Origin of the sequence: Xanthomonas fragariae (assembly GCF_900183975.1) — a bacterium.
GTDB classification, from domain to species: domain Bacteria; phylum Pseudomonadota; class Gammaproteobacteria; order Xanthomonadales; family Xanthomonadaceae; genus Xanthomonas; species Xanthomonas fragariae.
The window spans coordinates 1,793,885-1,816,632 of sequence record NZ_LT853882.1 but is presented as its reverse complement, the minus strand read 5'-3'; the positions used below and the strand labels follow the sequence as shown (position 1 = coordinate 1,816,632).

General features: G+C 50.2%; 21 protein-coding genes, 1 other RNA gene and 1 pseudogene. 11 read left to right on the top strand and 12 right to left on the bottom strand.

From position 1 onward, the window contains the following. Positions 1-47: 47 nt before the first annotated feature. The 4 genes from ssrA to PD885_RS20635 all read left to right on the top strand — a co-directional run bounded on the left by ssrA (position 48) and on the right by PD885_RS20635 (position 4,874). Positions 48-444, top strand: a transfer-messenger RNA (tmRNA) gene (gene ssrA / locus PD885_RS08430). Positions 445-551: 107 nt separating this feature from the next. Continuing rightward, positions 552-2,084, top strand: coding sequence for a site-specific integrase (locus tag PD885_RS08425; RefSeq protein WP_088056801.1), 1,533 nt, complete (start codon positions 552-554; stop codon positions 2,082-2,084). Positions 2,085-2,100: 16 nt separating this feature from the next. Next, a complete protein-coding gene (locus tag PD885_RS08420; RefSeq protein ID WP_088056800.1) occupies positions 2,101-3,975 on the top strand; it encodes a DUF4209 domain-containing protein in 1,875 nt (624 codons plus the stop codon). Between the two features lie 77 nt (positions 3,976-4,052). After that, the gene (locus tag PD885_RS20635) at positions 4,053-4,874 is read left to right on the top strand and encodes a hypothetical protein (RefSeq protein ID WP_145954096.1); all 822 of its coding nucleotides are present in this window, start codon (positions 4,053-4,055) and stop codon (positions 4,872-4,874) included. Between the two features lies 1 nt (position 4,875). Here PD885_RS20635 and PD885_RS08410 read toward each other — a convergent pair whose 3' ends face one another. Together PD885_RS08410 and PD885_RS08405 are read right to left on the bottom strand one after the other, a co-directional pair. After that, complete coding sequence (locus PD885_RS08410; RefSeq protein WP_088056798.1) at positions 4,876-5,151, bottom strand: hypothetical protein; 276 nt, start codon at positions 5,149-5,151, stop codon at positions 4,876-4,878. Positions 5,152-5,263: 112 nt separating this feature from the next. After that, on the bottom strand, positions 5,264-6,874 hold the full coding sequence (locus tag PD885_RS08405) for a MobA/MobL family protein (RefSeq protein WP_088056797.1): 1,611 nt from the start codon (positions 6,872-6,874) through the stop codon (positions 5,264-5,266). Between the two features lie 422 nt (positions 6,875-7,296). Between PD885_RS08405 and PD885_RS08400 the strand changes: the two genes are divergently transcribed. Further along, a complete protein-coding gene (locus PD885_RS08400; RefSeq protein WP_172404508.1) occupies positions 7,297-8,112 on the top strand; it encodes a DUF6216 family protein in 816 nt (271 codons plus the stop codon). A gap of 158 nt (positions 8,113-8,270) precedes the next feature. Here PD885_RS08400 and PD885_RS08395 read toward each other — a convergent pair whose 3' ends face one another. Then, positions 8,271-9,857 (bottom strand): N-acetylmuramoyl-L-alanine amidase, encoded by a 1,587-nt coding sequence (locus PD885_RS08395; protein ID WP_088056796.1) that lies wholly within the window; start codon positions 9,855-9,857, stop codon positions 8,271-8,273. Between the two features lie 255 nt (positions 9,858-10,112). After that, positions 10,113-10,409: a helix-turn-helix domain-containing protein gene (locus PD885_RS08390; RefSeq protein WP_076037734.1), complete on the bottom strand. Its 297-nt coding sequence runs from the start codon at positions 10,407-10,409 to the stop codon at positions 10,113-10,115. Positions 10,410-10,580: 171 nt separating this feature from the next. On the opposite strand from PD885_RS08390, the gene PD885_RS08385 reads away from it, so the two are divergent. Further along, positions 10,581-10,889, top strand: coding sequence for a hypothetical protein (locus PD885_RS08385; protein WP_088056795.1), 309 nt, complete (start codon positions 10,581-10,583; stop codon positions 10,887-10,889). A 42-nt stretch (positions 10,890-10,931) separates the two neighbouring features. Beyond that, positions 10,932-11,324, top strand: a complete 393-nt coding sequence (locus PD885_RS08380; RefSeq protein ID WP_088056794.1) for a hypothetical protein — start codon at positions 10,932-10,934, stop codon at positions 11,322-11,324. A gap of 64 nt (positions 11,325-11,388) precedes the next feature. Here the strand turns inward: PD885_RS08380 and PD885_RS08375 are convergent, their stop codons facing one another. Then, a complete protein-coding gene (locus PD885_RS08375; protein WP_088056793.1) occupies positions 11,389-12,111 on the bottom strand; it encodes a hypothetical protein in 723 nt (240 codons plus the stop codon). A gap of 136 nt (positions 12,112-12,247) precedes the next feature. On the opposite strand from PD885_RS08375, the gene PD885_RS08370 reads away from it, so the two are divergent. Together PD885_RS08370 and PD885_RS22000 are read left to right on the top strand one after the other, a co-directional pair. Further along, positions 12,248-12,472 (top strand): hypothetical protein, encoded by a 225-nt coding sequence (locus PD885_RS08370; RefSeq protein ID WP_088056792.1) that lies wholly within the window; start codon positions 12,248-12,250, stop codon positions 12,470-12,472. A gap of 172 nt (positions 12,473-12,644) precedes the next feature. Next, the gene (locus PD885_RS22000; RefSeq protein WP_231895772.1) at positions 12,645-13,979 is read left to right on the top strand and encodes a site-specific integrase; all 1,335 of its coding nucleotides are present in this window, start codon (positions 12,645-12,647) and stop codon (positions 13,977-13,979) included. 22 nt (positions 13,980-14,001) lie between these two features. On the opposite strand, the gene PD885_RS08360 is transcribed toward PD885_RS22000, so the two are convergent. Next, on the bottom strand, positions 14,002-14,406 hold the full coding sequence (locus PD885_RS08360) for an H-NS histone family protein (RefSeq protein WP_076036043.1): 405 nt from the start codon (positions 14,404-14,406) through the stop codon (positions 14,002-14,004). Positions 14,407-15,013: 607 nt separating this feature from the next. Here PD885_RS08360 and PD885_RS20625 point away from each other — a divergent pair. Beyond that, positions 15,014-15,754 carry a DUF3800 domain-containing protein gene (locus tag PD885_RS20625; RefSeq protein WP_108780192.1) on the top strand — a complete coding sequence of 247 codons (741 nt, stop codon included), beginning with the start codon at positions 15,014-15,016 and terminating at the stop codon, positions 15,752-15,754. A 48-nt stretch (positions 15,755-15,802) separates the two neighbouring features. Here PD885_RS20625 and PD885_RS08355 read toward each other — a convergent pair whose 3' ends face one another. Next, the gene (locus tag PD885_RS08355) at positions 15,803-17,458 is read right to left on the bottom strand and encodes a DUF6119 family protein (RefSeq protein WP_159087649.1); all 1,656 of its coding nucleotides are present in this window, start codon (positions 17,456-17,458) and stop codon (positions 15,803-15,805) included. A 271-nt stretch (positions 17,459-17,729) separates the two neighbouring features. After that, positions 17,730-17,912, bottom strand: a pseudogene (locus PD885_RS22505) (MobA/MobL family protein); the annotation flags it as partial. A gap of 73 nt (positions 17,913-17,985) precedes the next feature. On the opposite strand from PD885_RS22505, the gene PD885_RS08345 reads away from it, so the two are divergent. After that, positions 17,986-18,954 (top strand): IS5 family transposase, encoded by a 969-nt coding sequence (locus PD885_RS08345; RefSeq protein ID WP_088056790.1) that lies wholly within the window; start codon positions 17,986-17,988, stop codon positions 18,952-18,954. Between the two features lie 125 nt (positions 18,955-19,079). Here the strand turns inward: PD885_RS08345 and PD885_RS22500 are convergent, their stop codons facing one another. The 4 genes from PD885_RS22500 to PD885_RS08325 are packed head-to-tail and all read right to left on the bottom strand — an operon-like array spanning position 19,080 to position 22,725. Continuing rightward, positions 19,080-20,423: a peptidoglycan-binding domain-containing protein gene (locus PD885_RS22500; RefSeq protein WP_040762542.1), complete on the bottom strand. Its 1,344-nt coding sequence runs from the start codon at positions 20,421-20,423 to the stop codon at positions 19,080-19,082. 47 nt (positions 20,424-20,470) lie between these two features. Beyond that, positions 20,471-21,175, bottom strand: a complete 705-nt coding sequence (locus tag PD885_RS08335) for a lysozyme inhibitor LprI family protein (protein WP_002806086.1) — start codon at positions 21,173-21,175, stop codon at positions 20,471-20,473. Then, positions 21,138-21,647 (bottom strand): DUF4189 domain-containing protein, encoded by a 510-nt coding sequence (locus tag PD885_RS08330; RefSeq protein ID WP_082244237.1) that lies wholly within the window; start codon positions 21,645-21,647, stop codon positions 21,138-21,140. Before PD885_RS08330 ends, PD885_RS08335 begins: the two co-directional genes overlap by 38 nt. After that, positions 21,640-22,725 (bottom strand): TrbL/VirB6 family protein, encoded by a 1,086-nt coding sequence (locus PD885_RS08325; protein WP_231895771.1) that lies wholly within the window; start codon positions 22,723-22,725, stop codon positions 21,640-21,642. Before PD885_RS08325 ends, PD885_RS08330 begins: the two co-directional genes overlap by 8 nt. Positions 22,726-22,748: the final 23 nt, after the last annotated feature.

Here is a 22,748-nt window from a genome sequence, read left to right as displayed (position 1 = left end):
CGCGCCGTTCCCTACACTGGTCTTGTCGGCGTTTTGATGCTTTCCCCGGGGGTGCACTGGTTTCGACGGGGGTCGCGAAGTCGCTTGGCGCATGCCGAGGGGGCAGCTTTCCTCGTTAATCCAGCAGCAAACTTTTAGTTGCCAACGATGACAACTACGGTTCGGACTTCGCTATCGCTGCTTAATCAGCTTTAGTTGTAGTTCTACAGCCGCCTAAGGCGAACCCCCGAACCTACTTGTGCCCGTGCTCGTAGGTGTAGGGTCATTATCACGGAACCATCGGTAGTGGCTGCCTGTCAGCTACCGGTTAGATAAAGCAGGCTGGTCTCCAGGTGCGCTTTGCCAGCCGTGCTGCCTGGAGATGAGATCTAACGGAGGGCTAAGCATGTAGTGCTGGGGATGGAGTGCTTCCGGACGGCGGTTCGATTCCGCCCACCTCCACCATCTGAACGCGGAAGAGAGCAGTAAGTGCTTGATTCTGCGAAGGTTCGGCCCGGGGTTTGATGTTCAGTTTGAGCCTGCGTTAGGTATCAAACGAGGTATCAAACCCCGTGCCGAAGCCTTATTTTCTGCGCCGCCCTGCTGGGCTCTACGTGCGCTTCTTCGTCCCGACCGACCTGCAAGCCATCATTGGCTCGCGCTACCTTGTCCGTCCCGTTCGCTTGTCCCTGGGTGATGCTGCCCGACTGGCCGTAGCTCGAACTGCTGTGGCACTCTCGGAAGCATTCGATCGGATGCGGCGGGGGGCAAGCAGCATGAAGGACGATTTGCTGAGCCAGGCTTTGGCCGCATTGCAAGGCAACGAAGCTCAGCCCTACACCATCAAGGTGGGTGGGATGGAACTGTCTGCTGACGGAGCCGAAGACCATGCTCGGCTGCTCGAAGCGTTGAAAAATCTCCCGCTGCCCTCTTCCACCGAAGTGAGGAAGAAGGCCGGGCCGTTGTTTTCTGAACGCGCAGCCATCCATGTTCGTGAGATGAAAAGAGTCGGTCGAAGTGCGACCAACATCTTCGACACCGAATACAGCCTCGGATTGTTCGTTGCTTTGGTCGGTGACAAGCCTGTTGAAGACTACAAAGCCGATGATGTGCGGAGCTTCCTGGAAGCCATCGAGCACTACCCCAGCAACGCGAGCAAGAAGGCAGAGTTTGCGCAGCTGGCCCCTGCCGACATCTTGAAGAAAGCCAAAAAAGGCAGCTACGCCAAACTTGGGATGCGCACGAAGGAAAAGCATCGAGATCGTTTGGCAGCATTTTTTAATGCGTTGGCCAGCGAAGATCTGATCAGCAAAGCTCCTCATAAGGCAATCCTCAATCGGTCGAAGGCAACCACCGATGAGCCAAGTCGCAATCCATTTTCAAAAGAAGAACTCAACGCGTTGTTTGAGCCTTCAAAATTTAAAATGTGGGCTTCGAAGTATCCCCATCGCTGGTTTGGCACCTTGTTGGGATTAACAACAGGTGCCCGCATCAATGAAGTTGCGCAACTTTATGTGGATGATCTCGATCAAGTGGGAGGATGTTGGGGCATCCACATTCGTGCAGCACGAGCCGATCAGCGCTTGAAAAATCCGCATTCTTCCCGCTTTGTGCCACTTCCCTCTGCACTGATTGAAGCAGGAATTTTGGTCTATCGAGATGAGGTCAAGGCAGCTGGCTTTGACAGACTGTTTCCCCATCTGCCGTATCACAGTGAACATGGTTACGGGGATGCGTTGGGCGACCAATTCCGAACGTATGCCAAGAAATGCGGATTAACACAACGGCTCAAAAGCTTCCACTGCTTCCGCCACACCCTTTCCAATGCGTTGATCAATGAGCATGGCGTTTCGGTGATGACAGCTCAGCAGATCACAGGGCATGATCTGACGCTCCCACCGGGGCTTAAACATTATGTTGATCCGCCCACGGTCCCAGCCCGTTTGCAAGCCTTGGAAAAGTTTGGTCCACCCGTTGATTTGCCAGCCTATCAGCCTAAGCAATTTGATCTTTCGTTTAAACAGGTTCGCCACATGGAACGGCGACGACAGACTGCAAAGCAAGAAGCTATTGCGGTGAAAAATAAAACTGGTTGGAAAAATTAGACACGAGGATTTGCGCATGGACGGTCAAGATCAAGCGGCAAAAGAGGAAGCGGCAAGCGAATCCGAGACACTGCCATCAATCATCGACAAGCCTGTTCCGCTGACAATCTTGGATGATCTGGATTGGGAGGCCCATCTCGCCGATCACGACTGGACAAATCACCGCTGGGGTGCATCCCAGCTGACGGATCAAAGATCTAAAAATTTGGCTGAGGAAGGCCATGAAGAAGAAGCATTGGTTTTGAAGTTGCTTAGTGCAGTCATATCAATGCACTTCCGTGGAAACTTGCCAGAGCCATTTGGACCAATGTGGCAGGATGGTAATCGCTGCACACCCGCTCCGCAGCACCTTGGACAACTGGATGTGCAGTTTCTTCAAGCCATGGCCAAGTCCGCGAGAAATGCTTGGCTTAAAGCGCGCTTGGCGGATGTGGCGTGCGTGGCAGGGCCATCGGTTGGCTTAAAGGGCCGGGGAATGGGAGAAATGGGAGCAGTCGCCGCCCAAGCATACTTGGATCATGCGAAGGAATTTCTCGCTGGGAATGAGTCAATTAAAGCAATGGACTCTTTGCAATGTCTGCAACGAGCGATGCATTTGGGTTGGAAATACCGTCGAAAGGATGACGCGTTCCGAGAAGATGTGTGGATGACGGCCACCAACGCAATCGACCATGCAATTAATAAAAAACGGCTTGGTATAATTTCAACACTTGCAGAAGAGATTATCCAAAGACAACATTCCCTAGCTGGAACAATCGCTGAAAAGTTGGAGAAAGCTGCCGATTCATGGTTTGGCGATGACCAAGAAGCAGTGGTCGATAACATTCCAAGCTTCTATAAAAAAGCCGCAAGACTGTGGCATGCCGCCAAGAACACTGCTCGATCTGAGGCGTGCTATCACAAATCTGCCGATGCACTGATAAAAAAAGCTCGTGGCGACCGACAGGCCATGGTGCGAGCGGACTGGATGGCAGAAGGCATTGCTTTGCTTCGCCGGCACAGAGGCGACCGAACCAAAATTAAAGAGCTGCAATCGGAGTTAGCCGAGATCCGAAGGACGATCTCGGATGAGATGCACTCAGTCAGCCACGAGATCGACACCAGAGGTCTGATTGCTTTCATCGAGCAGCAAGTCACCAGCACAGAACTGCCTACGGCACTCTTCCAACTCGCGTTTGCATTCTCAACCTTCACCTCGGTCGAGAAAATCAAAGCGGAAGTCATCGAGACGTCCAAGAAATATGTTTTCCAGCATCTTTTTGCGAGGGTGGTCTACAACGATGAAGGCGTGCCAGTCGAACGAGGAGATGCGTTCGATGCCAAAGATCCAGCTAATTTAGAGCAACACATGATCGAAAACATCTGCCGATATTATCATCCGCTGCTTGCAAATGTTGCTGTCATGCATGCCACCAGCTTGGTTCGCAATCGGTGTGAGCCCACGCTCAATGATCTGCTGGCCCTTACTCATGCGTCCCCTATGGTTCCGGAGGGGCACGAGTGGTCCTTGGCAAGAGGCCTTCTGGCGGGACTGGAACACGACTGGGAAGAAGCAGCCATCTTTCTTATCCCACAAGCTGAGCCTTTTGTGCGTGCAGCGTTTAAACGTAGAAACATCAACACGCTTGCCGTCAAAGATGGGATAGAGGAAGAGAAATCTTTGAGTGATTTGTTAGGCCATGAAGACATTGCTCAGGTGTTCCACGAAGACATCGTAATCGAGCTAAAAGCCATTCTCACGCACCGATCGGGTCACAATTTAAGAAATCTCTATGGCCATGGGCTAATTAAAGATGAGCACCTTGCATCAACAGCAACGATCGTGCTTTGGTGGGCACTACTGCGGCTAATCATGTGGCCATATAGGCAACAACTTATTGAAAAAAATTGAATTTAAATCACATCCCTTCAAGCTGCTGGATATCTGAGATTCAGCAAAACCCCGTTACCAATCTCGCGAGTATGAAAATGGCCCGTCTTGCCGAAAGCTCCGTTGTTATTGCACTCAGAGACACACAATGGGATATAGCCCAAGCCCATGGCTGCAAACCTGATCTATTTGTATCGTTATCAGGCAACACTGATAAGAAGCTTGGCGATGTCAAATTTTCAAGAGATGAAAAATTTTATTTGATAGAGGCCAAGTCTACATCAGTTGAAATATGGGAGGAATGGCAGAGGGGCTCCTCGACTCCGAGGAAACATGCACACAGGAAAGTCCGCGAAATCATTGAGGGATTGCCAGGAAAATCCTCGCCAGATTACCTCAATCTCTTTAATATTTCATTAGCAGCCCATCATTTTCTTTACTACTCCTTTGCGGCCGGGGAGCATGAACTTGCCATGGAACCCTATGCTCTAGCCACTCAAATAAGAGGTGGTTTTGAAGAAAATGAAGGAGCAGAATATGGAGTAACAAGAACGGACCAGCAAAAGCTTAGACTCCTCCGTGGCCTGCGAGCATCTAAAAAATTTGAGTTATTCGATTGCATTTTTAGCAAAAAAATCAGTCGTTTCCTGATACAGCAACTTTATCAAAAAACCGTTGAAATACACGAAGTAAGCCCGCCCAATACCATCATCTCCCTAGGCGTCCCTTTGAAGCAATTTCAGATATACGTGGATTTTCTATGTGACGGCAAAACTGAAGAAATTGAGACGCTAATTAAAACAACGAGCGGGAAACTAATAGCATTCTCAGGAAAAACAAATTCCCTCCATAAGCTGGTTGCTTCCTTCCAGGAAATCGAGCCCAACCCTAATGCAAAATTAAAATCAGAACTAAAATAAATTATTCCGCGGATCGGGCAGCCTGTTCCCTCAGCCACTCCGGGTGTCGATTTTTAGCATATTCCATCGCCAAGATTGAATTTAAATAAAGCTGCTTGTCCTCGCCACATGGAACATCAAGAACCCAACGACTTAGATAATTTTCCACCGCGCTTTGAGCCAGTTCTTCCGCACGCTGTTGATCTTGGCTTGCGACCTCTTTGATGTAGACCGCTAGCCAAATATCGTGACAGCTTTTATCGATATCATCACCGCAACGCAGCATTTTATTAGACATGTCATATCGCCGTGCAAGTAAGAGCATACAGTAAGCCGCTGGCTCGAAAGGTCAAGTGCCAATCGCAAAAAAGCGAGGCGTTGAGCCTCGCCGTTATTCGCCATCACAAAAATCACAATCGCGGCGGCTTGAACCTAAGTTGCCACTGGCCGGACTCGTTAGAATCTAACGTATTGTTTGATGAATGATCTTGAGGACCCGGCGCGATTGGCAAATCAATTTTGAAGTTTTTCTCGAAACTTTTTCTCGCTTCATCCATGGCACATCGTGCTTTTTTAATCCGCCACTCCCTTAACTTCATCACTCGCTTGGAGATCAGGTGCTTTGCCCTTTGAGCTTGTCGAGCGGCCAACGCAGATTCAGCCGTTGGCGCTTCACCATCGAACTCCGAGAGCCTAGCCTTTGCGGCAAGGTAGTCACATTGCGCACGGTATGGACTCACGAGCATACGCGCATAGCGCAGCATGGATTTACCCAACAGCTCCGTATCCTCGAAGAGAAATGGCTTTGTCGCGTAGTGATCTACTCTGCGACACATTAGGACCTCATAGGCTTGGTTAAAGCAATCTTCAATTTGGATGCCCGGAAGGCTGTTGAGAATGTCCAACGCTTGCCGAGCGGTTTCATGCTGAGCTTCTAACCACTGCTCAATCAGCTCCGCTTGTTGATTTAAAATTTCTGCATCTTTGCCTGTGGCTCTTGCCAGTCGTGTGACTTTACTGGCTTGTCTGGTCAATGGGCTGTATCGAGTATGGATGCGGTTTAGAACCTGCTGACTTGGCCTCTGGCCGTTGGGATAGAGTTGATCATCGAAGCGACGATTCTCCTGTTCGGCAAAGCTCCTCTGCCCTTTCTCTCTGGCTCGATCACGGAGCGCTGCGTCATGATTGTGGCTGGCAGGCACATCATGGACTAGACGGTTTTCCCGGGAAGACTGGCACTCTTTTAAAATTTGAGCAAAGCGCCGATCCGCTGGCGAGACCTTTTCCCCCAAGGCCACAGCTTTCTGATGGCGCTTGGCTTGGAAGAACTCTCCCCGCGAGATGCGCTTTTTAGGTGCTCTGGTGAGCGCTCTGGCCCTCTCGTAATCGCCTTGTTTGAACGCATCTTGCGCTTGGGCCCTCAGTGTTCGGTGGTCCACTCGTGCTTCAACTCCGGCCATGATGAGATGCGCATTGATCACTGATGCGATCTTCCCACGCAGGACTTTCATCTCCGTTGCCCCTGCTCCCCGCCTTGCATCGAACTCAGCACAAGCTCGATCCCCTAACCCGTTGGCATCGACCTTCCTGGCGGAGATGAGTAGATGCACATGATGATTGCGTTGGTCTCCCCTTCTCCCTGGTAAGTGAACAGCCACCAGCACAGCCGCTTGATAGCGATCGACAAGAAGCTGACCAAGATCGAGGGCAAGCATTCTGCGCTGTGGAGCATCTAGACTGTTGGGTAAGGAAACTTCGACTTCCCTCGCCACCCGAGCATTTGCTCTCGTTTCTTGTTGCTCATTAATATCCCAGAAGCTTCGAACATCGAAACACCATCTCGGTGCTCCATCGGGAGCAAGCATTTGTTGTGAGACAACGCCCGATCTTTTCCCATATTTGTGCGTCGTTTTGTGAGCTGTATCCCGCAGATTGATCCCTGCACGATAAGCAGCCGCTGCGACTGACGATTGACCTTTTCCACGACTAAACGATTTGATGCTGACATGATAAATTGCCATTGATTTCCCGGTTGAGGTTGGTTGATAGTGGGAATAACAAAATGGCTAAACTTTCTTTTGTCCAGATCAAACCACTCGACCCGTTTTTGAGAGATAAATCACGGGGTTTTGGTCATTTCTAAGCAGAGCTTCTAGGCCAACTCGATGCGCAAGCAGCGGCTTTTCATCGCGAAAGCGATGCCCACGGTTTTTGCGGAGCAAATAACCATATGTGGGCCCTTGACCTTCTCTTTTTTAGGTATTTGTCCTAGGGAATATTAGGTGTGAATTTAAAACATATTTCACAGGGCGCAGATGGCCAGCGTCCAAGATGAAATGAACATGAACCAAACCTGTACGGACTGGGTATAATGTGATCCCAATTGCCGCAATCAAACGGCAAACAAAGACCGCCAATCACAACCAGAAGGCAGCTACAAAAAATGGAATGGCTTAAATTTTTAACAGGCGAGATCGCTGCTGGCTCCATCATTGCTCTTCTTTCGGCAGCTGTATTTGCATCCTGGCGCTCGGGCTCTCTTCATCCTATCAACACCCGTGTGCTACGTCTTTTTATCAGTAAAGACGACATCGAAGACGAAGTCATTCGGAAGAATTTGGCGGATCACTCCGCACTTGCTGGATTTCGAATGGCACATCAAATTCGCGTCCAAACGCTTAGAGACGCCAAGGCCCTGATTGGTTTTTCGGATTTGCACAATATCCCGCTCAAACTCATTGGGCATGCCGGCTGGGCATTTGATCTCAAAAGCCATGTCATCCACCCGAAGCGAGTTCACTCTAAGTGGTGGGTGATTCTTCCATTCATCCCTCTCGCAGCATCGATTTTTCTTGCTGTCGTCTTGGGTGTGATTGCAACAAAAGATAGCTTATTGGTTAGCTTGAAAGAGACAGGGACCGATTTATATATTTCAGAAACTGAGGCAAAAACGACAGGGCTTTTTTCAAGCAGGAGCGACACTTTAACTATCGAACAGTGCAAAAACACTGCCGACAAACAAGTCATCCCGCCCACATTCGACCCGAGAGATCTTAAAATCCTTTGCGAGGTGTGGAAAGACCCTGTCCTCAAATCACATTTAGCGAAAGAAGTGCCTAAGCAAAAGCGTGCGTCACTGTTTGCCTTCCCGGTCTTGCTATGGTGCGCTTGGCTCTTCTATACCATATGTAGAGAGTTGATCTCTGCAAATAAACTTAGAGATCTTCTAGAAGAGCGTCAGCTGGGCACAAGCCAATAGCATCGCATCTAGCTTAAACCCGCGCAAAAAAATGAGGAGGGCCTCGCCTCCTCATTTTATATTTCTGATTCTAATTCAGCTTAGGGCGTAGCACTGTCCAAACTATGCGGCTTTTAGACGCGGTGTCAGTCGAGGCGCTGCAAGCCCAACATCTTTTGTTAGCTGCTAGCGACAACTTTTTGACACGTGACATTGGATTTAACGGCAGCCACCTTGACGCCATCAGCATCCACCGCTGTTGTTTCGACGCCGTAGGTGATGGATGCAGCCGACGCGGATGAGTTACACCCGAAGTTCCAAGTGAACGTATTATCAGTTGTTGAATTAATAGTAAAGTCTGCATCATTGCAAGTGCCAGTCGGACAGCTGGCCACATGGGCATGGACTTTGATCGGATATTGTGGAAAGCCTTCGAACTTTACTACGACCGGCGGACGAGTTCTATTGGGACCACTAATGTTGGCAGCGCTGAGCAACTTAAATGGCTTACAGACTTTTGACTCTCTTGAAAGGCGCGCACCTTTCTCAATACCCTTAGCCATCAGCCCTTGAAACACTGTGTCGGCCATCGCAGTTGCGTCGTTGACATTATCTTTAAAGCCTACCTCAACGACCACTGCCGGAAGATTTGCGAAGTTATTCTCACCGTAAAGAGTCGTCGGCTGTTGAGTCGTAACAGCCCAATTTGCATATGTCGAATTCGAATTGATGATCTCTTTCATGGCACAAGTAAGATTTGATGCCAACGTGGAAGCACCGGCTTTACTACTATTATAAAATAAGCGACTACCTGAGGCAGTGGTCTGGGGAGTGCCTTCCTTGGATGCTGCATTCGTATGAATGGTGATCATCTGGTCAGCTTGAACATGATTCGCATACAAGCCTCGCGAACGGATGTCATCATATTCATGATCTTTGGAGTTCCGCTTGTTTTCCGCAGAATAGCTGTTCCAGATCTCCGGGTTATCCGGCAGCAAACTCTTGATATAGTATCTGCCGGCCATATTTTTGAAAGGCGGGCAGACCACAGGGGTCCCAGAGCATGCCTCGTTATAAGCGTCGTTTGAAGTAGATCTTGCAAGATACTGTGTGACGTTGCTACTGCGTGCAGAAACGCTCGTTGCAACTGCTGATGCAAGAACAGATGTTTGCAGATCTTCAATCTGATTGTTGATTGTAGGCCGCTGGTATGCCCACGCGGCTTTGGCAGGATTGGTGGCATTGACCAGCACAAGCCCATGCCCTGCTGAAATGAGCATCACTGGGTTTGCGGCAGATTTCTGTGAGCGAGCCGCCATGCCTTTGCCTGGATTTTCCACCGGAATGCGATCTTCGGGAAAATAATGATAGATATCAAAACCGCCGAAGAGAAACTTAATCTCGGACACGGGAACAGATTGGCCTACGGCATCACTGACGGTTTGAAAAATGAGTTGCAAATCTTCGTCGAATGAAGGGGTGTGTTCTTTAGGGATCGCAGATTTATCGAAATCGATATAGATCGTATCTTTCAGCTGGTCGTAAGTCAGCTTAAATTTAGTTTTTCTTGAAGGCCCATACTTGAAATTATTTTCATTTAATACGTCTTGCACCAACCCAGTCAGATCCGACTCCAATTGCCTTTTCTGTCCTGTGGTCATATTTTCTTGCAACACCTTTTCCTGAGCAAAAACGCCGCCACTCAGGGAAAGCATGAAAACAACGGCAATGCTATGCAGCGAGGCTTTTGTAAGACCAACTTTCATTTCGATATCCTTCCAGTGGACTACGATTTCGGGGGATGGGTCGCGCTATTGTCCTGACGCTGCGCCCGTCGTCAGTATAGTGAAGTTCCGAGCGGTGTCACCATAAGACCGCGCAATCACCGTCGGCTTAACAAAATGTATGGTGATGTCCCACAAGTCTGCAATCGAGGGTAACGTGACCATCTTCACGTTTGATCCAAAATCCTATCGATTATCAGAATTCCCCTACCCAACGATGCGCCAGCCGTCCCTGGACTATTTTTTCCGCGACAGTTGCGAGCGTGACTTGATGTCAGCCAAAAGCGCGTGCTGATCTTTGGTGGGAAGCTGCATGAACTCCTGGATGAGTTCTGCTAGTTCTTCCGTCTCTGCATAGAGGTAGGCAAGAGAGACGCCCAGCGCATCAGCCATCTTCTGGGCGGTCTCGCTGTCGCACTCGTGCACTGCCCGCTCGTATCGATTGATTCGAACGGCTGCAACATCTTCTGGTAGTCCCATGAGCACTCCTAACGCCTTCTGGCTAAGCCGAAGTGTCTTCCTCCGCTTCTTCATGCGGGCGGCGAAGACGACACGAACACTGCGGGCGTTGGGAGAAGTCATACCCCAAGGATGAACGTAAGCTACGTTGCTCGTAAATTACGTTGCCCGTATGTTACGTTTAGCGTATCTTTTGCTTCGTTGCAACCCTTGTGGTTGCACCCACCCAAGGCAAAGGACCCAACCATGTCGAAGCTTCGTGTCGCACTCATCATCCTGCTCATTGCCGGTCTGACGGCCTGCTCAGGCGGCCCAGCAGAGACGGAGAGAGAGCATGCGTTCTTGCAATATGTGAAAGACAACGGCAGTGACGACGCCCGGATTGAAGACTTCAAGAGTGGCAAATGCACGAAGGCAGAAGGCGCTCCGAGCTATGTCTGTGACGTAAGTGCAGAAGTCACAGCCATGGGCCGAAAGTTTGGCCATGAGATGGATGGTGTCTACACCTTTTCCGAAATTGGCGGAGTTTGGAAGGTCACCGGTCGCATCCAGTAATCCTCTTCTCATTGGTATGCCCTCCCCCGCCTTGGAACTTCGATGACGATCTGGACTTTCCTCCTTCTCCTGTTGGTTGGTGGTGCGCTTTTTATTATGATTGGATCTGTGGTGGCCTTGAAGCTGCATGGTGAGCGTGCGGCCTTCAAAGAAAATTATCAGCGGACCCATTTCAACAAGCGCACTGCGATTGCCATTTCAACTACTCGCTCTTCCATTAAATTTAAAATGGGTAGCACCATTAAGTCCTATCAATTCTCAGACATTCGCTCCTGGGATAAGCATTGGCATCGTTCGAAGCACGAGGGAACGATCAGCGTGAGTGTTCGAGACATTGACCACCCGAGTTGGACGATCAGTTTTGGAAATGAACGCGAGATGGATAAGTGGTATGAGCTTATTCGACAAGCCGTTAATGAGGGCTTGAAGCTTTAATTTAAATTGACGCATTAAAAAGTGGGCCCCAGTCGGGGCCTTTCTTTTAATTTGAACAAGGTCGTCAACCCGCACGGCCGCCTAGTATTTCTTTCTCCCACTCGTTCTTCATGTCGTTCAAATTTGCAGCCTCAATCCAAAAATTCTCATCTACCGCGTTCAAGTCGGTCATAAGCCATGATGTAAACAGGCCAATCTCAAAGCAGCAGAAGAGAGAAGTCTCAACTCTACTAGGCAAAACTAAGCCAAGCCCTACTTCAAAATGTGTGTCTGTTTCCTCCATTTTGATGGAAGGAACGATCGACCTGACATTAGGATGAGCACCGTCATCGATCATTGAGTCATACATGGCAGTGATGAGACCCGCATTTTCTGGCATCAACTTACTGAAACGCTTGCATGTTTTCTTGACTGCATCGTTAAACTCAACTCGGCACCTTTTTCGAGCATCCTGGTCTCGATGCCGTTTAACCCATACGTCGCCAAGCTCTGGCTTCTGTTCGATGAGTTGTGCGTAGCAAGCCGCTTCAAGACACGCTCTGAGAGTCGGAAAGATCGCTGCACGGTATCCAATGAGAGCAGTGTTGACCGATGCACAAAACATGCCTCTGGCACTCAACCGCAGAAGGGCCGCAACGGGCACTTGCAAACGAGCTGCTGCTGACTTCTCGATGAAGGCGTCCAGCTCAGCGCATCGCCTTACCGCGCTTGCATTCGATTGAATTGCGTCTTTTGCGCAATCGGAAGCAGCTTCAAGAAATTGATAAAGGGAGCACGGGGTATCCAAGATATGAAAGCTCCGTAGAGGGCCGTAGATGATACCTAATCCATAAGAATCAGGTTGGGCGTGCTGCTCCCCCGCGATTCTTATACTGGCTCAGGAATCACCTTGACTGAAGTTGATCCCCGATTATAAATGTGGCATGGGTAAAAAAACAACATCGACTGATTATCACCTCGCCGAGCCTCTTCTTGACGAAGAAGAGCGCGCGTTCCGCACTAAAATGGTAGAAACAACTTATCAAGTCCTCAAAGCCAATAAGGTCCGCCCGCCTAAGCGCGTGAAGCACCTCTCCCAGCTTTATGTCGATGGCCTGATTAGCGATAAAGAGCTAAGCGTGCTCTTGAACGCTCTCACTTCAAAGTGATTGAACAGCGCAACAAATCTAACCCACTTATATAACATTGTTCGCGACTCCTTACACTGCTGGGGATTTTAAATTTAGCGCAACAAAACAAACTGCATCAAAAATAGTGTTTTCGACATGGGTATTGACAGCCATCTGCTCGACGTTAGTGTCGGGTGCAGAAGGAAACTCCATGCCCGATCATACAAAACAAAGCACATCTTGCAGATGCATCATTAGAAATTTGCCCCTCGGAAATACCGTCATCGGTGAGATTATTGTTGAGGGGGTAGATGCAGCCGAGTGCTTTGACAAAGTGCTGAAAACGCTCACGCGAAGAGCTAGGCGCAAGAAGTCTGATTACAGCGAAGAAAAGCCAACTCTCAAAGTGCGCATGCTTTCGGATGAGATCACGGGATATATCTCCGATCTGAAACGGACAAAAATGACGCTCACACACATTCAATCCAATGAGCAAACGCTTGGTGTCATGCTTGCGGCCATTGGCGATAAACAAATAGCGTCAGTCACAGACACCGATATTCGTGCCGCGTTGGACAGCTATAAGTTTTGGCCCAAAAATGCCAGGCGAAAAAAAGCCTACAAATATTTAAGCTTCCAGGAAATTCTGGAAATAGGCAGAAAGGAAAAGCATTCATCCATAAACGCTGCAACCTACAACAATCACGTTAAGCGGATTAATGCCTTTTTCAATATGCAGCTTGATGCCGAACACATTGAACGCTCACCCGCGAAAGGCATTGCTGTTGAGGTGGATACCTCGACATTGGTCAAAACTCGCCGACCTCTCAGCAGAGATGACCTAGCCCGCATTTTCGAATTAGAACCCTACGCCCAATGGAGCAAGGATATGCCCCACCGATGGTGGGCACCGATGATCGCGCTTTATAGCGGTGCCAGAGCAGGCGAAATTGCACAGCTTAAAATCTCAGACATTGTCACCATCGACGGCATTTCTTGTTTTTGTTTCCGCGTGACGACCAAAGATCAGCGCATTAAAAACGCTTCGTCAATTCGAGTCATCCCTATTGCTCAACCGCTTCTCGACGCCGGCATTCTTACTTACGTCAATGAGGTCAAATCCACGGGGCAAGACCGCTTATTCCCGCATCTGCCGCTTACAATTTCAGTCTACGATGGCGAGGCATACATGAAGGGTTACGGGAGCGCGATGGTTCAACAGTTTGGCCGATATCTGAAAAAACGAGGGTTTAAGACGGGCATCGGATCTCATATTTTCCGACACACCTTCGCCACAAATTTGACTCGTGAGAAAGTCGGAGCAGTTCAAATCGCGGCGTTGACCGGACACAAGGTGATCGGTTCTGCGTCAGAAAGTGTTCTGGTTCCGGGCTTGCAGTCGTATATTGATCGGAACGAATGCCCGCCCGAGTTACGCGCGTGTGCGGAGACACTTGCCAAGTTCAATCCCGGCATTGAGATCCCGATCTATACGCCAGGGCAATTTGCAAAAGCGCTATCCGACAGAAAATGCTTCAAAAAATAGCCCCGCGATGCGGGGCTCTTCGTTATCCCGGAAACTTCGGGAATTTTTCGTCCGGATGCTTTGCCTTCCATTCTTTATAAGCCGCCGATCCTTCGTAAGCTGCAAAAGCACGTGGGGTCCTACCACGACCAGACCAAGTTTCTTGCGTGTGGGGAAGCCAATACTTGGGAGCCACTTCCTTACGAGTGCCGGCTGCTTTCTTCGGACGGCCAGGTCCGCCAGCAGAAGCTCCAAGCTGAGCTGCGAGATCTGCTTTCTGCTTGGCGGTAAAGTGCTGGCCGAAGCGGCTCAGCAGATCTGACACTTCCTGAAAAGCGTTCGCTGCTTCTTCTTGCAGCAGATTGGCCTCTTGCTCTTCCAACTTTCTTAGCTCTTCCGCAAGCTTGGCTTTGGCTGAGGCAATTGAATCGAGGGTTTGCTTAATCATTTGCTGATATCCAGTGTGATTAAAAAGTATTCAAAATTGATTGCACCACTCATTTTAACAGCGGTAAGGCAAAAAATTTCGTCCATAGCAATTTCAAAAATGATACTGTAAGTCAGGTCTACCTGCCAATTCCGTTTGGAGCGTTGTTGCCCAAATCGGCAGGCCGGCTTACCAAAAACGCTGCCATACTGTCTATGTAGAACCCAAATTCATTAAAGATTTGACCTGATTATACTAAATCGAAATTTTAATTTCTGAATATTTAGTGGAGCCCATGATTAATACCGCTTTTTTCGATGAATCTGGCAACACAGGTGCGGATTTCTTACACCAAGCTCAGCCTATATTTGCGCTAGCCTGCACAACCCTTAGTCCCGACAGTGCAAAAGCTCTGACACCGCCTTTGCTTAGGCAAAGTCAGGCATAAGTAAAATATTCAAAACTCAAACATTCTGCATCCGGAAGAAAATCCGTTATCGACTTTCTAAACCTGGATATTATCTCACAAGAAAATTTTTTGGTATCAGCAGCGGACAAAAGATTCACTATTGTCGCTCAGTTCGTAGATAAAATAATCGAACCCTCGCTTCATAAAGATGGCATTGACATGTATGCCAACGATATGGCCGCAAATTTAGCCGCGATGCTCCATTATGCTGGCCCCCACGCATTCCCTGATAGTAGATGGGATGAATTTCTTCGGGCTTTCGGCAATGCATTACTTCATCACTCCACCGAATACTATGACAAATTTTACAGAGTCTTGTTAGATATAGTTCAGTTCGAGAATCCAAGATTCAGCATCAAGAAATTTTTACTTGCCGGCCTCGGAACACTTGAAGAACGTCTTCAAGTGTTCGAGAGCAATACAGCCTTTGATCCTGCGGTCGATAGCTTTGTTTTGCTTGTTTCCCATCTGATGATGCGAACTCCTAATCGGTTCAGCGTTATCCATGATGTTTCAAAACCACTTAGGAAACAGGAGGACATGCTTCGTTTACTAATGGATTCGGATGCAACGCCAACGAATTTTGGCTATCCCGGCCGAGAAATGGATCTTCCTCTTAGAGTATCAAGCCTCTCATTTGAGGACTCTAAGAACCATCCAGGGCTTCAACTCGCTGACTTAGTAGCGGGCGCAACAACAGACTTTCTTGCTGCTAAAATGGGCTACGCTTCAATGGACGATTTTAAAATAGCCCTCTCTGAGAGTAATTTACCTAAAATTATTGTAAACGTCACTGCTGCTCAGGCTAAAATATCTAAAAGTGCCTCCGCCGCTCCTGGTCGAAAGAGCCTTGCGGATGGAATGGCGTCGTTTTTGGATAGGGCTGAAAGTAGAAAATAAATTAAACCCGAGCGTAATAACTCACAAGTGATTACTTCTTTCACAGCATTATCCTGCACGACGTAGACTGGATCGCTTGGCACGCCTCTTTCTTATTGGAGTAGGCTTGACCTTTGCACTGGAAACACCAGTGCTGCAATCCACCTTGGCTAACATCACATTTGCATATCCCAGCTCAACTAGCCTTGCATGAACGCTTTTTAGGATCACCTTTGCAAAAAAAGGTAGGTGGAGGTCTGGCTTATTCGACTGGCTAATGATTGCAAAAACAATGGTGTATGGTGCTACATCCCGAACAGAGAACTTCTCACCAGCAGGATCTAGCGAAAGCTGGTGAGTCATTAAAAGCTCTTTGTTGGCGAGGGAAACATACGGCTCATGCGAACGAAGTAGTTCACCAGATACAAGGCCCTGATTGAACAAATGGGCTAGGACAGCAGAACTTCCGTAATGCTTGACATGGATGATTTCTCCACTGCCATAGAGATCGCAAAACTCGACCTTGTCGTGAATTCCTCCGACGCGGAGCATCTTTTTATCCATCAGACACCAGCGGCCACCACTTCCAGCCACTGCGGACTCGTTGTATTGCCCTTCGTCTTCATGATTATAGACAGGTAGAGAGCCGGGATATTTCGCGATGTCTTTAAAGGAACTCTCTACTGCGCTTACAAAGTCTTTGTCAACTTCAAACCAGCGCCCAGCTGAAAGAATGTAAGACTTCCCATCATCATCAATTTCACAATGAATGCAGCGATAAAGCGCCCATCTGTCCACTGTTTTTTCGTCTTCATCAACAGACATCGCATAATGTTTACGGAGAAAAGAAAGACTAGGCTCTTCGCCAGGATGCGCAGCAATCAGAGCCCGAAAACGTAGATCACTCCACACACCCTCTCCCTTTGCGCTTGTGAATTTAAACCCATCGACCTTTTCCCAATCCACAATATCGGGAACTGCCAGCCAGCAACCATCAACAACACCGTTGTTGTGCCAAGCTTCTTTTACTTTATCGACAAGCATGGCATCTAACTTGGTGGCAATTGTTCCTTTGGGGATCAGCTGGCGGACTTGGTCAATCCACGGGAAATTGGCTTGGTAGTCTTTGGACTCGAATTTTTTGAGATAACGCCGCAATAAAGCTCTGAGGCCAGGAACTCTGACGTCAGAGGTGACGGTTAAAGCATCAGCACCGGCCAACCTTCTCCCAAGTCTGAAATCCACTGGGCGACCCACAATGCCGCGAACTAAATCGCGTTCGATATCAACTCCAAAACTTAACGCTGACGCGGCTTGTGCTGTTTGGACTCTGCTATTTTGGTCTTCGACAAATGCCCGCTTATCAATGCTTCGCAGCGCATCGGAATTAATTGAATTGAGCGTTACGATCAATCCGAACCGTTCTTCATAGGCATCCGGATGAAGCAAGAAACGCCCTTGTCCAAAAGTTAGGGCAAAAAGACGCTGATCGACTGGAATTATAAAAGCTGCCGAAGAGGACTGGACGGTCCCAAGAAGCTTTTTATCGATGTAGCTTTCGAACAGCTCAGCCCATTTGGGTGGCTTAGGCTTTGTGTCTTTGACGAACAGCTGTCCATATTTTGAAAGCCCATCTTCAATGGGATGTTCTTTGGCACCATCGATGACAGCATCTCGTGCCGTTTTGACAGACTCACGCAGCAAATAGATCGTAAATGTAGCCAACGTCTCTCCCCCCTGAACGTCTCTCCCCCCTGGATGACGCCACAGACTCCGTGTCCCAAGGCTCCGCCTTGGCAGTTCACCCGAGTGTGCCACCAATTTGGCCGGTTGGGTCGTAGGAAAAACCTGATGTCTGCTGAGCCGGTCGAATTGTCTACTCACCTCGCGGCATCTGGGCGCATCTTCTCCCCCCATTTCGAGGTATCATTCGAGGTATCAAAGCAGGCACATCTGTTGGACCCAAATTTCTTTAGGTTCAAGGGGTTGTCTGAGGGCGTTTACAGGCTCCGCCCGCCTCCACCATCGCTTTTCGAGCCCGCTTGATCCGTCCCTGCTGGATCGCTTGGATGCGCGGGGAGACATGCCTCTTCGTTCGCGCCAAGCGCCGCTGTGCTCTGGCCACCACTTTCGTATCGGGATCGTATTCTTGCTCATAGAGCTTGGCTTGCGCATCTAGGGAACCTCTGAACAACGCACTTCAAACGCACTTCAAATGCGCGACACTACACACCTACGTTGAGGAGTCATCCATGCAACTGACGTTCGGTGACGCTGAAGGTTTGGGCAAGCGCAAGCAGACTCGCCGCGAGATCTTCCTGGCCGAGATGGAGCAGGTGGTTCCGTGGAGGCATTTGCTCGGACTGATCGCGCCGCACTATCCGGTGTCGGGGCGGCCTGGTCGACAGCCGTACGCACTGGCGACGATGTTGCGGATTCATTTGCTGCAGCAGTGGTATGCGTTGAGCGATCCGGCGATGGAAGAAGCGTTGCACGAGATCCCGACCTTGCGCCGTTTTGCCCAGCTCGGCGGTTTGGACAATGTTCCCGACGAGACCACGATTCTCAACTTTCGCCGCTTGCTGGAAACCCATGGCCTTGCAGCGCGGATGCTGGAGGCCGTCAACGCGGATCTGGTGCGCAAGGGTCAGAGCCTGCGGTCCGGCACGATCGTCGATGCAACCCTGATCGCTGCGCCCAGTTCGACCAAGAACACCGACCGCGCGCACGACCCTGAAATGCATCAGACCAAGAAAGGCAATCAGTGGTATTTCGGGATGAAGGCACCCATCGGCGTGGATGAGTTTTCCGGGCTGGTGCACCATGTCCGTTGTACGGCTGCCAATGTGGCCGATGTCGCGGTGACCCACGCATTGCTGCACGGCAAAGAAGACAGTGTGTTCGGCGACAGCGGCTACACCGGTGCGGACAAACGCGAAGAACTGCAGACCTGCAAGGCTGGTTTTTTCATTGCCGCCAAGCGTTCGACGATTCAAGCCATTGGCAACAAACGCGAGCGCCGCCAGGAAGAACGTTGGGAATACTTCAAAGCAAGTGTGCGTGCGAAGGTGGAGCATCCATTCCGCGTGATCAAACGCCAGTTTGGCTACACCAAGGTCCGCTATCGCGGCTTGGCCAAGAACACCGCGCATGTGCTGACCCTGTTCGCACTATCCAATCTGTGGATGGTGCGCCGGCAGTTGCTGCCGGCCAGGGGATAATGCTGTCTGGCGCCAGCCAACGCCGCAAGAAACCGTAGAAATCGTATCGTACGCATCAACTCTGTGCGCTATTGGCACGCAGCAGGCTCGAATTTTAGAGGTCTGGTGCGTTGTTCAGACCTTCCCTAGAGCGTTAGGCCGCGCGTACCGGGGTCTGGCGTCTGCGGCTGTGTCTGCGCTTGCTGCGCCTGCCGCTGATTTTCCTCGGCCATTTGCCGGCTGCTGTGCTCCAACGGCCGAGTCTGCGCTTGATCGCGATCCACAAATACCAGGCGCATCGCCGGGTCGGTCATTTCGCCCTGCAAGGCAAAAAACCTATCACCGCTCTTGCTGAGCGTCACGTGGTCGATGCGTTTTAGACCATCCACCTTGGCTTCAAACACCAGCTGTCCAGCCGCTTGCTGGAGCTCTTGCCGATTGGAGAAACCGCCACGTTCGCCCAGTGCTTCCAACTTGCTGACCGCGCCGTTATACATCGCGCTATCTGGGTGGCGCGGATCGGAAAGCAAAAGCACGCCGGCCAGTGCAGGCACAGTTGGAGCGGCGGTCTGCTCGACGTGTTTGGCGGTGTGCTGCGACAGCGCTTGGCCTAAAGCAGCATGCGTCTGTCGTCCCACCACACCATCCACATGCAGACCGTGCTCACGCTGAAATTGCTCCACGGCGTGCTTGGTGTTGGCGCCGAAGTCGCCATCGGCATGCAACGGCCTGCCGTCGCGGCCTCGATAGCCGAGTTGGGCTAGCTGGCTTTGCAGTTGCTTGATTGACTGGCCGCGCTCGCCGTTGTCCAGCTTTTCGTCGTGCGACTGTGGAGCGCTGTAATGCCTAGCTGACGAGCCTTGAGTTGGCAGCCGACCTTCGGCTAGGTCAACTAAATCCTGCTTTTCATTAAGAGCACGATGACGCAGGGAGTCCCATTGAGTGGGCGAACTCTTGAATAACGTTTCGGTATGAGAGTACTTGTAGTCTTGTACTGCTTCGACGATCTGCTTATCCGATAAATCAGCGAGTTGATAGTTTTTGCCAAATTTCTCTGTCAGCCCCTCCCGAAATAACGACGGAGTCAAGCCACGGTACTGCACTGAGCTACTCCAGATTGCGTCCTGAACAGCAGGCCCACGGTCGCTCAGATCAAGCCCACCCGCTTTCAGGGACGCAACCTGCTTGTCGTAGTGCGTACTTTTGATGAAATCATGCTGGTCCTGCCCAAACGCTGGGTCGGTACGTGCAAGCTGGGTCCACTTCTCATTGAAGGCGGCAGTAGCAGGCGACAACCCGGAAAAATCCTTGCCATAACGCGACCGATCTAAATACTCCCTCAACGTTCCAGAATTGGAGGCCAGTTGGTAAACGCCATAAGAAACGCCACCGTGATCACCTTTACCCGTTGAAATTGCTTCGACTCCGCACCCGCCGCTTTCGCGCCGCGCAGAAGTCATTCCCAAGTGCCATCCATCCATAGTCGCCATTATTGAATCCTCAAATTTTTTCAATTTGCTATATAAATCAAGTGGATTTAACGGCTCTCCAGCTCATCGGCACGCTTCGCTGTTGCGTTCAACTCGCAAGACCTGTCCTCCAACTCTTCAGCCTGCCCACCACCAAGTGATCCATTTGATTGGCAAAGCGCGTCACGCTGCTTGATCCAATCTCGCTCTTCCTGCTTGAGTGCAACTTTCTCGTCCGCCGGCAACTTACTCAATAGGCGATGATAGACCTTGTTTAGACGGGCATCCTGATACTCATATTCTTCATTGTTGCAGTTCATCAATACTGGCATGACTGCGTCTGAATTCTTAACGCACTGCCGATAGGAGAAGCGCAGTTGCACGCTTTTCGCCAGCTCGCCACGCTGCTGCTGCGTCTCGCCGTTGAGCGCCTTCTCTAATAACTTATCTTGCTCCCGAACAATACGTCTTTGTTCCGCTTCAACAGCAGAATTTTTTTCAATTTCAGCAGCCCTTCGATTACCCTTTACGTTAGCATCGAATTTATTGGCGATTCTAGATTTTTCTAGATTCAAATTCCCGTCATCAATATTTCCCTGATTTTGGATATTACACCCACTTATGAGAACCGCTAATAATATAGCAATTAACATCATAGAAAAATTGATGGGAAAAAAATCTACCCAATTAGCACGGCGGTCACTAGCGACACCAAGCCTCATATACATCACATCCCTAGAAATTCTGAAAAACTGGCCGACTGCATTCAGCAAGAGTTATCTTGCATACTCCTCCAAATCCACCCTCGCACTCTTTGATCGCTAAGGTTGAAGCTTGCTCTTTACTACCCGCAACTCCGATTCCCGCGTGTCCAGAAGCTGAAACCGCCGTAGAAATACATTCGTTATAAAATATTTCAAATACTTTACACTCTCCCGATTCAAATGACTCGCAGCGCTCTGCAGCTTCAGCTTGGGCATCGCTCTTACTAATTTTTCCGCTAGCAAAACCCATGTCGCCAGAAGCATTTTTTGCGAGGGCACCCCAAGTTTTAATCCATTTACCAGTCGGCTGAGGCGGAGGAGAATCAGCCCTAGATGTTCCAGAATCAGGCCCGCATTGCGGACTACCTGGAGCAACACCGTTTGGGCAAGCAGTTTGCGCCTGCGCACCGAAACAACAGCTGAGACTAATCAGTATTAGCAAGAAGCAAGCACGCCTGCTCATTATACCTAAATCAAACATTAGCTTTTCCTAAGCGGCCTTGATTGTGAGCAACTTCTTGCTGTGGACTTCCAGACACTCGATAACCAAGCTTATCTATTTCATTGGCCCTAGGTTCATTTCTAAGAACCGGCTCTGCCACCATCTGCGACCGCCCACCACTACCATCCTGGCTCGCCCGATCCAGCTGCCCCAGCGCCGAGTACGCCGTGAACTGGCCCAGCGTGCCCTGGAAGAAAGATGCAGCCATCGGCGGTGCGGTGATGATCAACGTCGTCAGTACCAAGCCTAATCCTCCTTGTTGCAGCGCCATGCTGCTGATGCCTTCGCCGGTGCCGCCGTTTATTGCAAACTTCATCAAAAATGCCGCGCCTACCGCACCCACTACCTTCGTCGCCAAGCTTACCGTAAAGGTCAGCACCGACAACGAGAACATCGTGCCGACCCCGTACAACAACCACTTGCTGAAAAGCGACTTCGTGGCTTGGAATAGCAGACACAGGATGAATAATGGACCAAACCCCACCACCAGCGCCATCGCTATCTTGTTCAGCAGCAGCATCGAGCCCGCCACCACGCCAGGCCCCGCCATGCCGATGCCCGTAAACCAGCGCGCACGCTCCTTGGCGCTATCGCTTTCGGCATCGCCGCCGGTCTTGATCTGGTCAAGACCCGACATCGCCACCTGCATCAGCATCAGGTTCTTGTCGATCGCTTCGTACGGGCTGTCGGAGTCGCCGGTCACCGTCTGGGTGATCGCCTCGCTGATCCCGTCGGTCAGCGTCCAATATAGCTGCGGCGAGCCCTTGGCCATGCTCGTGGCAACACCGATGATCAACGCCGCACGCAGGGCCGTCACCACCAGCCCCATCGCCGCCTCACGCGACTGGCCCGTCACAATCCGATACCCCTGGATCAGAATGCACAGCGTCAGCAGCGTCAGCGCCATCACCCCCACCCATGCGGTCGTGCGCTGCAACAATTCCCACTGGAAAATCGCAATCTCGTCGCGCAGGTAATCGTTGATCAGACGAAAGAATTTGTAATTGCCGATATTCGTCAAAAAATCGGTGATACTCACAGAAACAGTGATACTCATAAGTCACCACATCCACTAAGACG

What these genes read in the sequence shown, in the direction of transcription:
- PD885_RS08360 (WP_076036043.1), bottom strand. Translation starts at nt 14,406, where the DNA reads ATGATTAAGCAAACCCTCGATTCAATTGCCTCAGCCAAAGCCAAGCTT.
- PD885_RS08395 (WP_088056796.1), bottom strand. Translation starts at nt 9,857, where the DNA reads ATGAAAGTTGGTCTTACAAAAGCCTCGCTGCATAGCATTGCCGTTGTT.
- PD885_RS08380 (WP_088056794.1), top strand. Translation starts at nt 10,932, where the DNA reads ATGACGATCTGGACTTTCCTCCTTCTCCTGTTGGTTGGTGGTGCGCTT.
- PD885_RS08410 (WP_088056798.1), bottom strand. Translation starts at nt 5,151, where the DNA reads ATGTCTAATAAAATGCTGCGTTGCGGTGATGATATCGATAAAAGCTGT.
- PD885_RS20635 (WP_145954096.1), top strand. Translation starts at nt 4,053, where the DNA reads ATGGCCCGTCTTGCCGAAAGCTCCGTTGTTATTGCACTCAGAGACACA.
- PD885_RS08400 (WP_172404508.1), top strand. Translation starts at nt 7,297, where the DNA reads ATGGAATGGCTTAAATTTTTAACAGGCGAGATCGCTGCTGGCTCCATC.
- PD885_RS20625 (WP_108780192.1), top strand. Translation starts at nt 15,014, where the DNA reads ATGTATGCCAACGATATGGCCGCAAATTTAGCCGCGATGCTCCATTAT.
- PD885_RS22000 (WP_231895772.1), top strand. Translation starts at nt 12,645, where the DNA reads ATGCCCGATCATACAAAACAAAGCACATCTTGCAGATGCATCATTAGA.
- PD885_RS08325 (WP_231895771.1), bottom strand. Translation starts at nt 22,725, where the DNA reads ATGAGTATCACTGTTTCTGTGAGTATCACCGATTTTTTGACGAATATC.
- PD885_RS08370 (WP_088056792.1), top strand. Translation starts at nt 12,248, where the DNA reads ATGGGTAAAAAAACAACATCGACTGATTATCACCTCGCCGAGCCTCTT.
- PD885_RS08420 (WP_088056800.1), top strand. Translation starts at nt 2,101, where the DNA reads ATGGACGGTCAAGATCAAGCGGCAAAAGAGGAAGCGGCAAGCGAATCC.
- PD885_RS08390 (WP_076037734.1), bottom strand. Translation starts at nt 10,409, where the DNA reads ATGAAGAAGCGGAGGAAGACACTTCGGCTTAGCCAGAAGGCGTTAGGA.
- PD885_RS08385 (WP_088056795.1), top strand. Translation starts at nt 10,581, where the DNA reads ATGTCGAAGCTTCGTGTCGCACTCATCATCCTGCTCATTGCCGGTCTG.
- PD885_RS08405 (WP_088056797.1), bottom strand. Translation starts at nt 6,874, where the DNA reads ATGGCAATTTATCATGTCAGCATCAAATCGTTTAGTCGTGGAAAAGGT.
- PD885_RS22500 (WP_040762542.1), bottom strand. Translation starts at nt 20,423, where the DNA reads ATGGCGACTATGGATGGATGGCACTTGGGAATGACTTCTGCGCGGCGC.
- PD885_RS08345 (WP_088056790.1), top strand. Translation starts at nt 17,986, where the DNA reads ATGCAACTGACGTTCGGTGACGCTGAAGGTTTGGGCAAGCGCAAGCAG.
- PD885_RS08330 (WP_082244237.1), bottom strand. Translation starts at nt 21,647, where the DNA reads ATGTTTGATTTAGGTATAATGAGCAGGCGTGCTTGCTTCTTGCTAATA.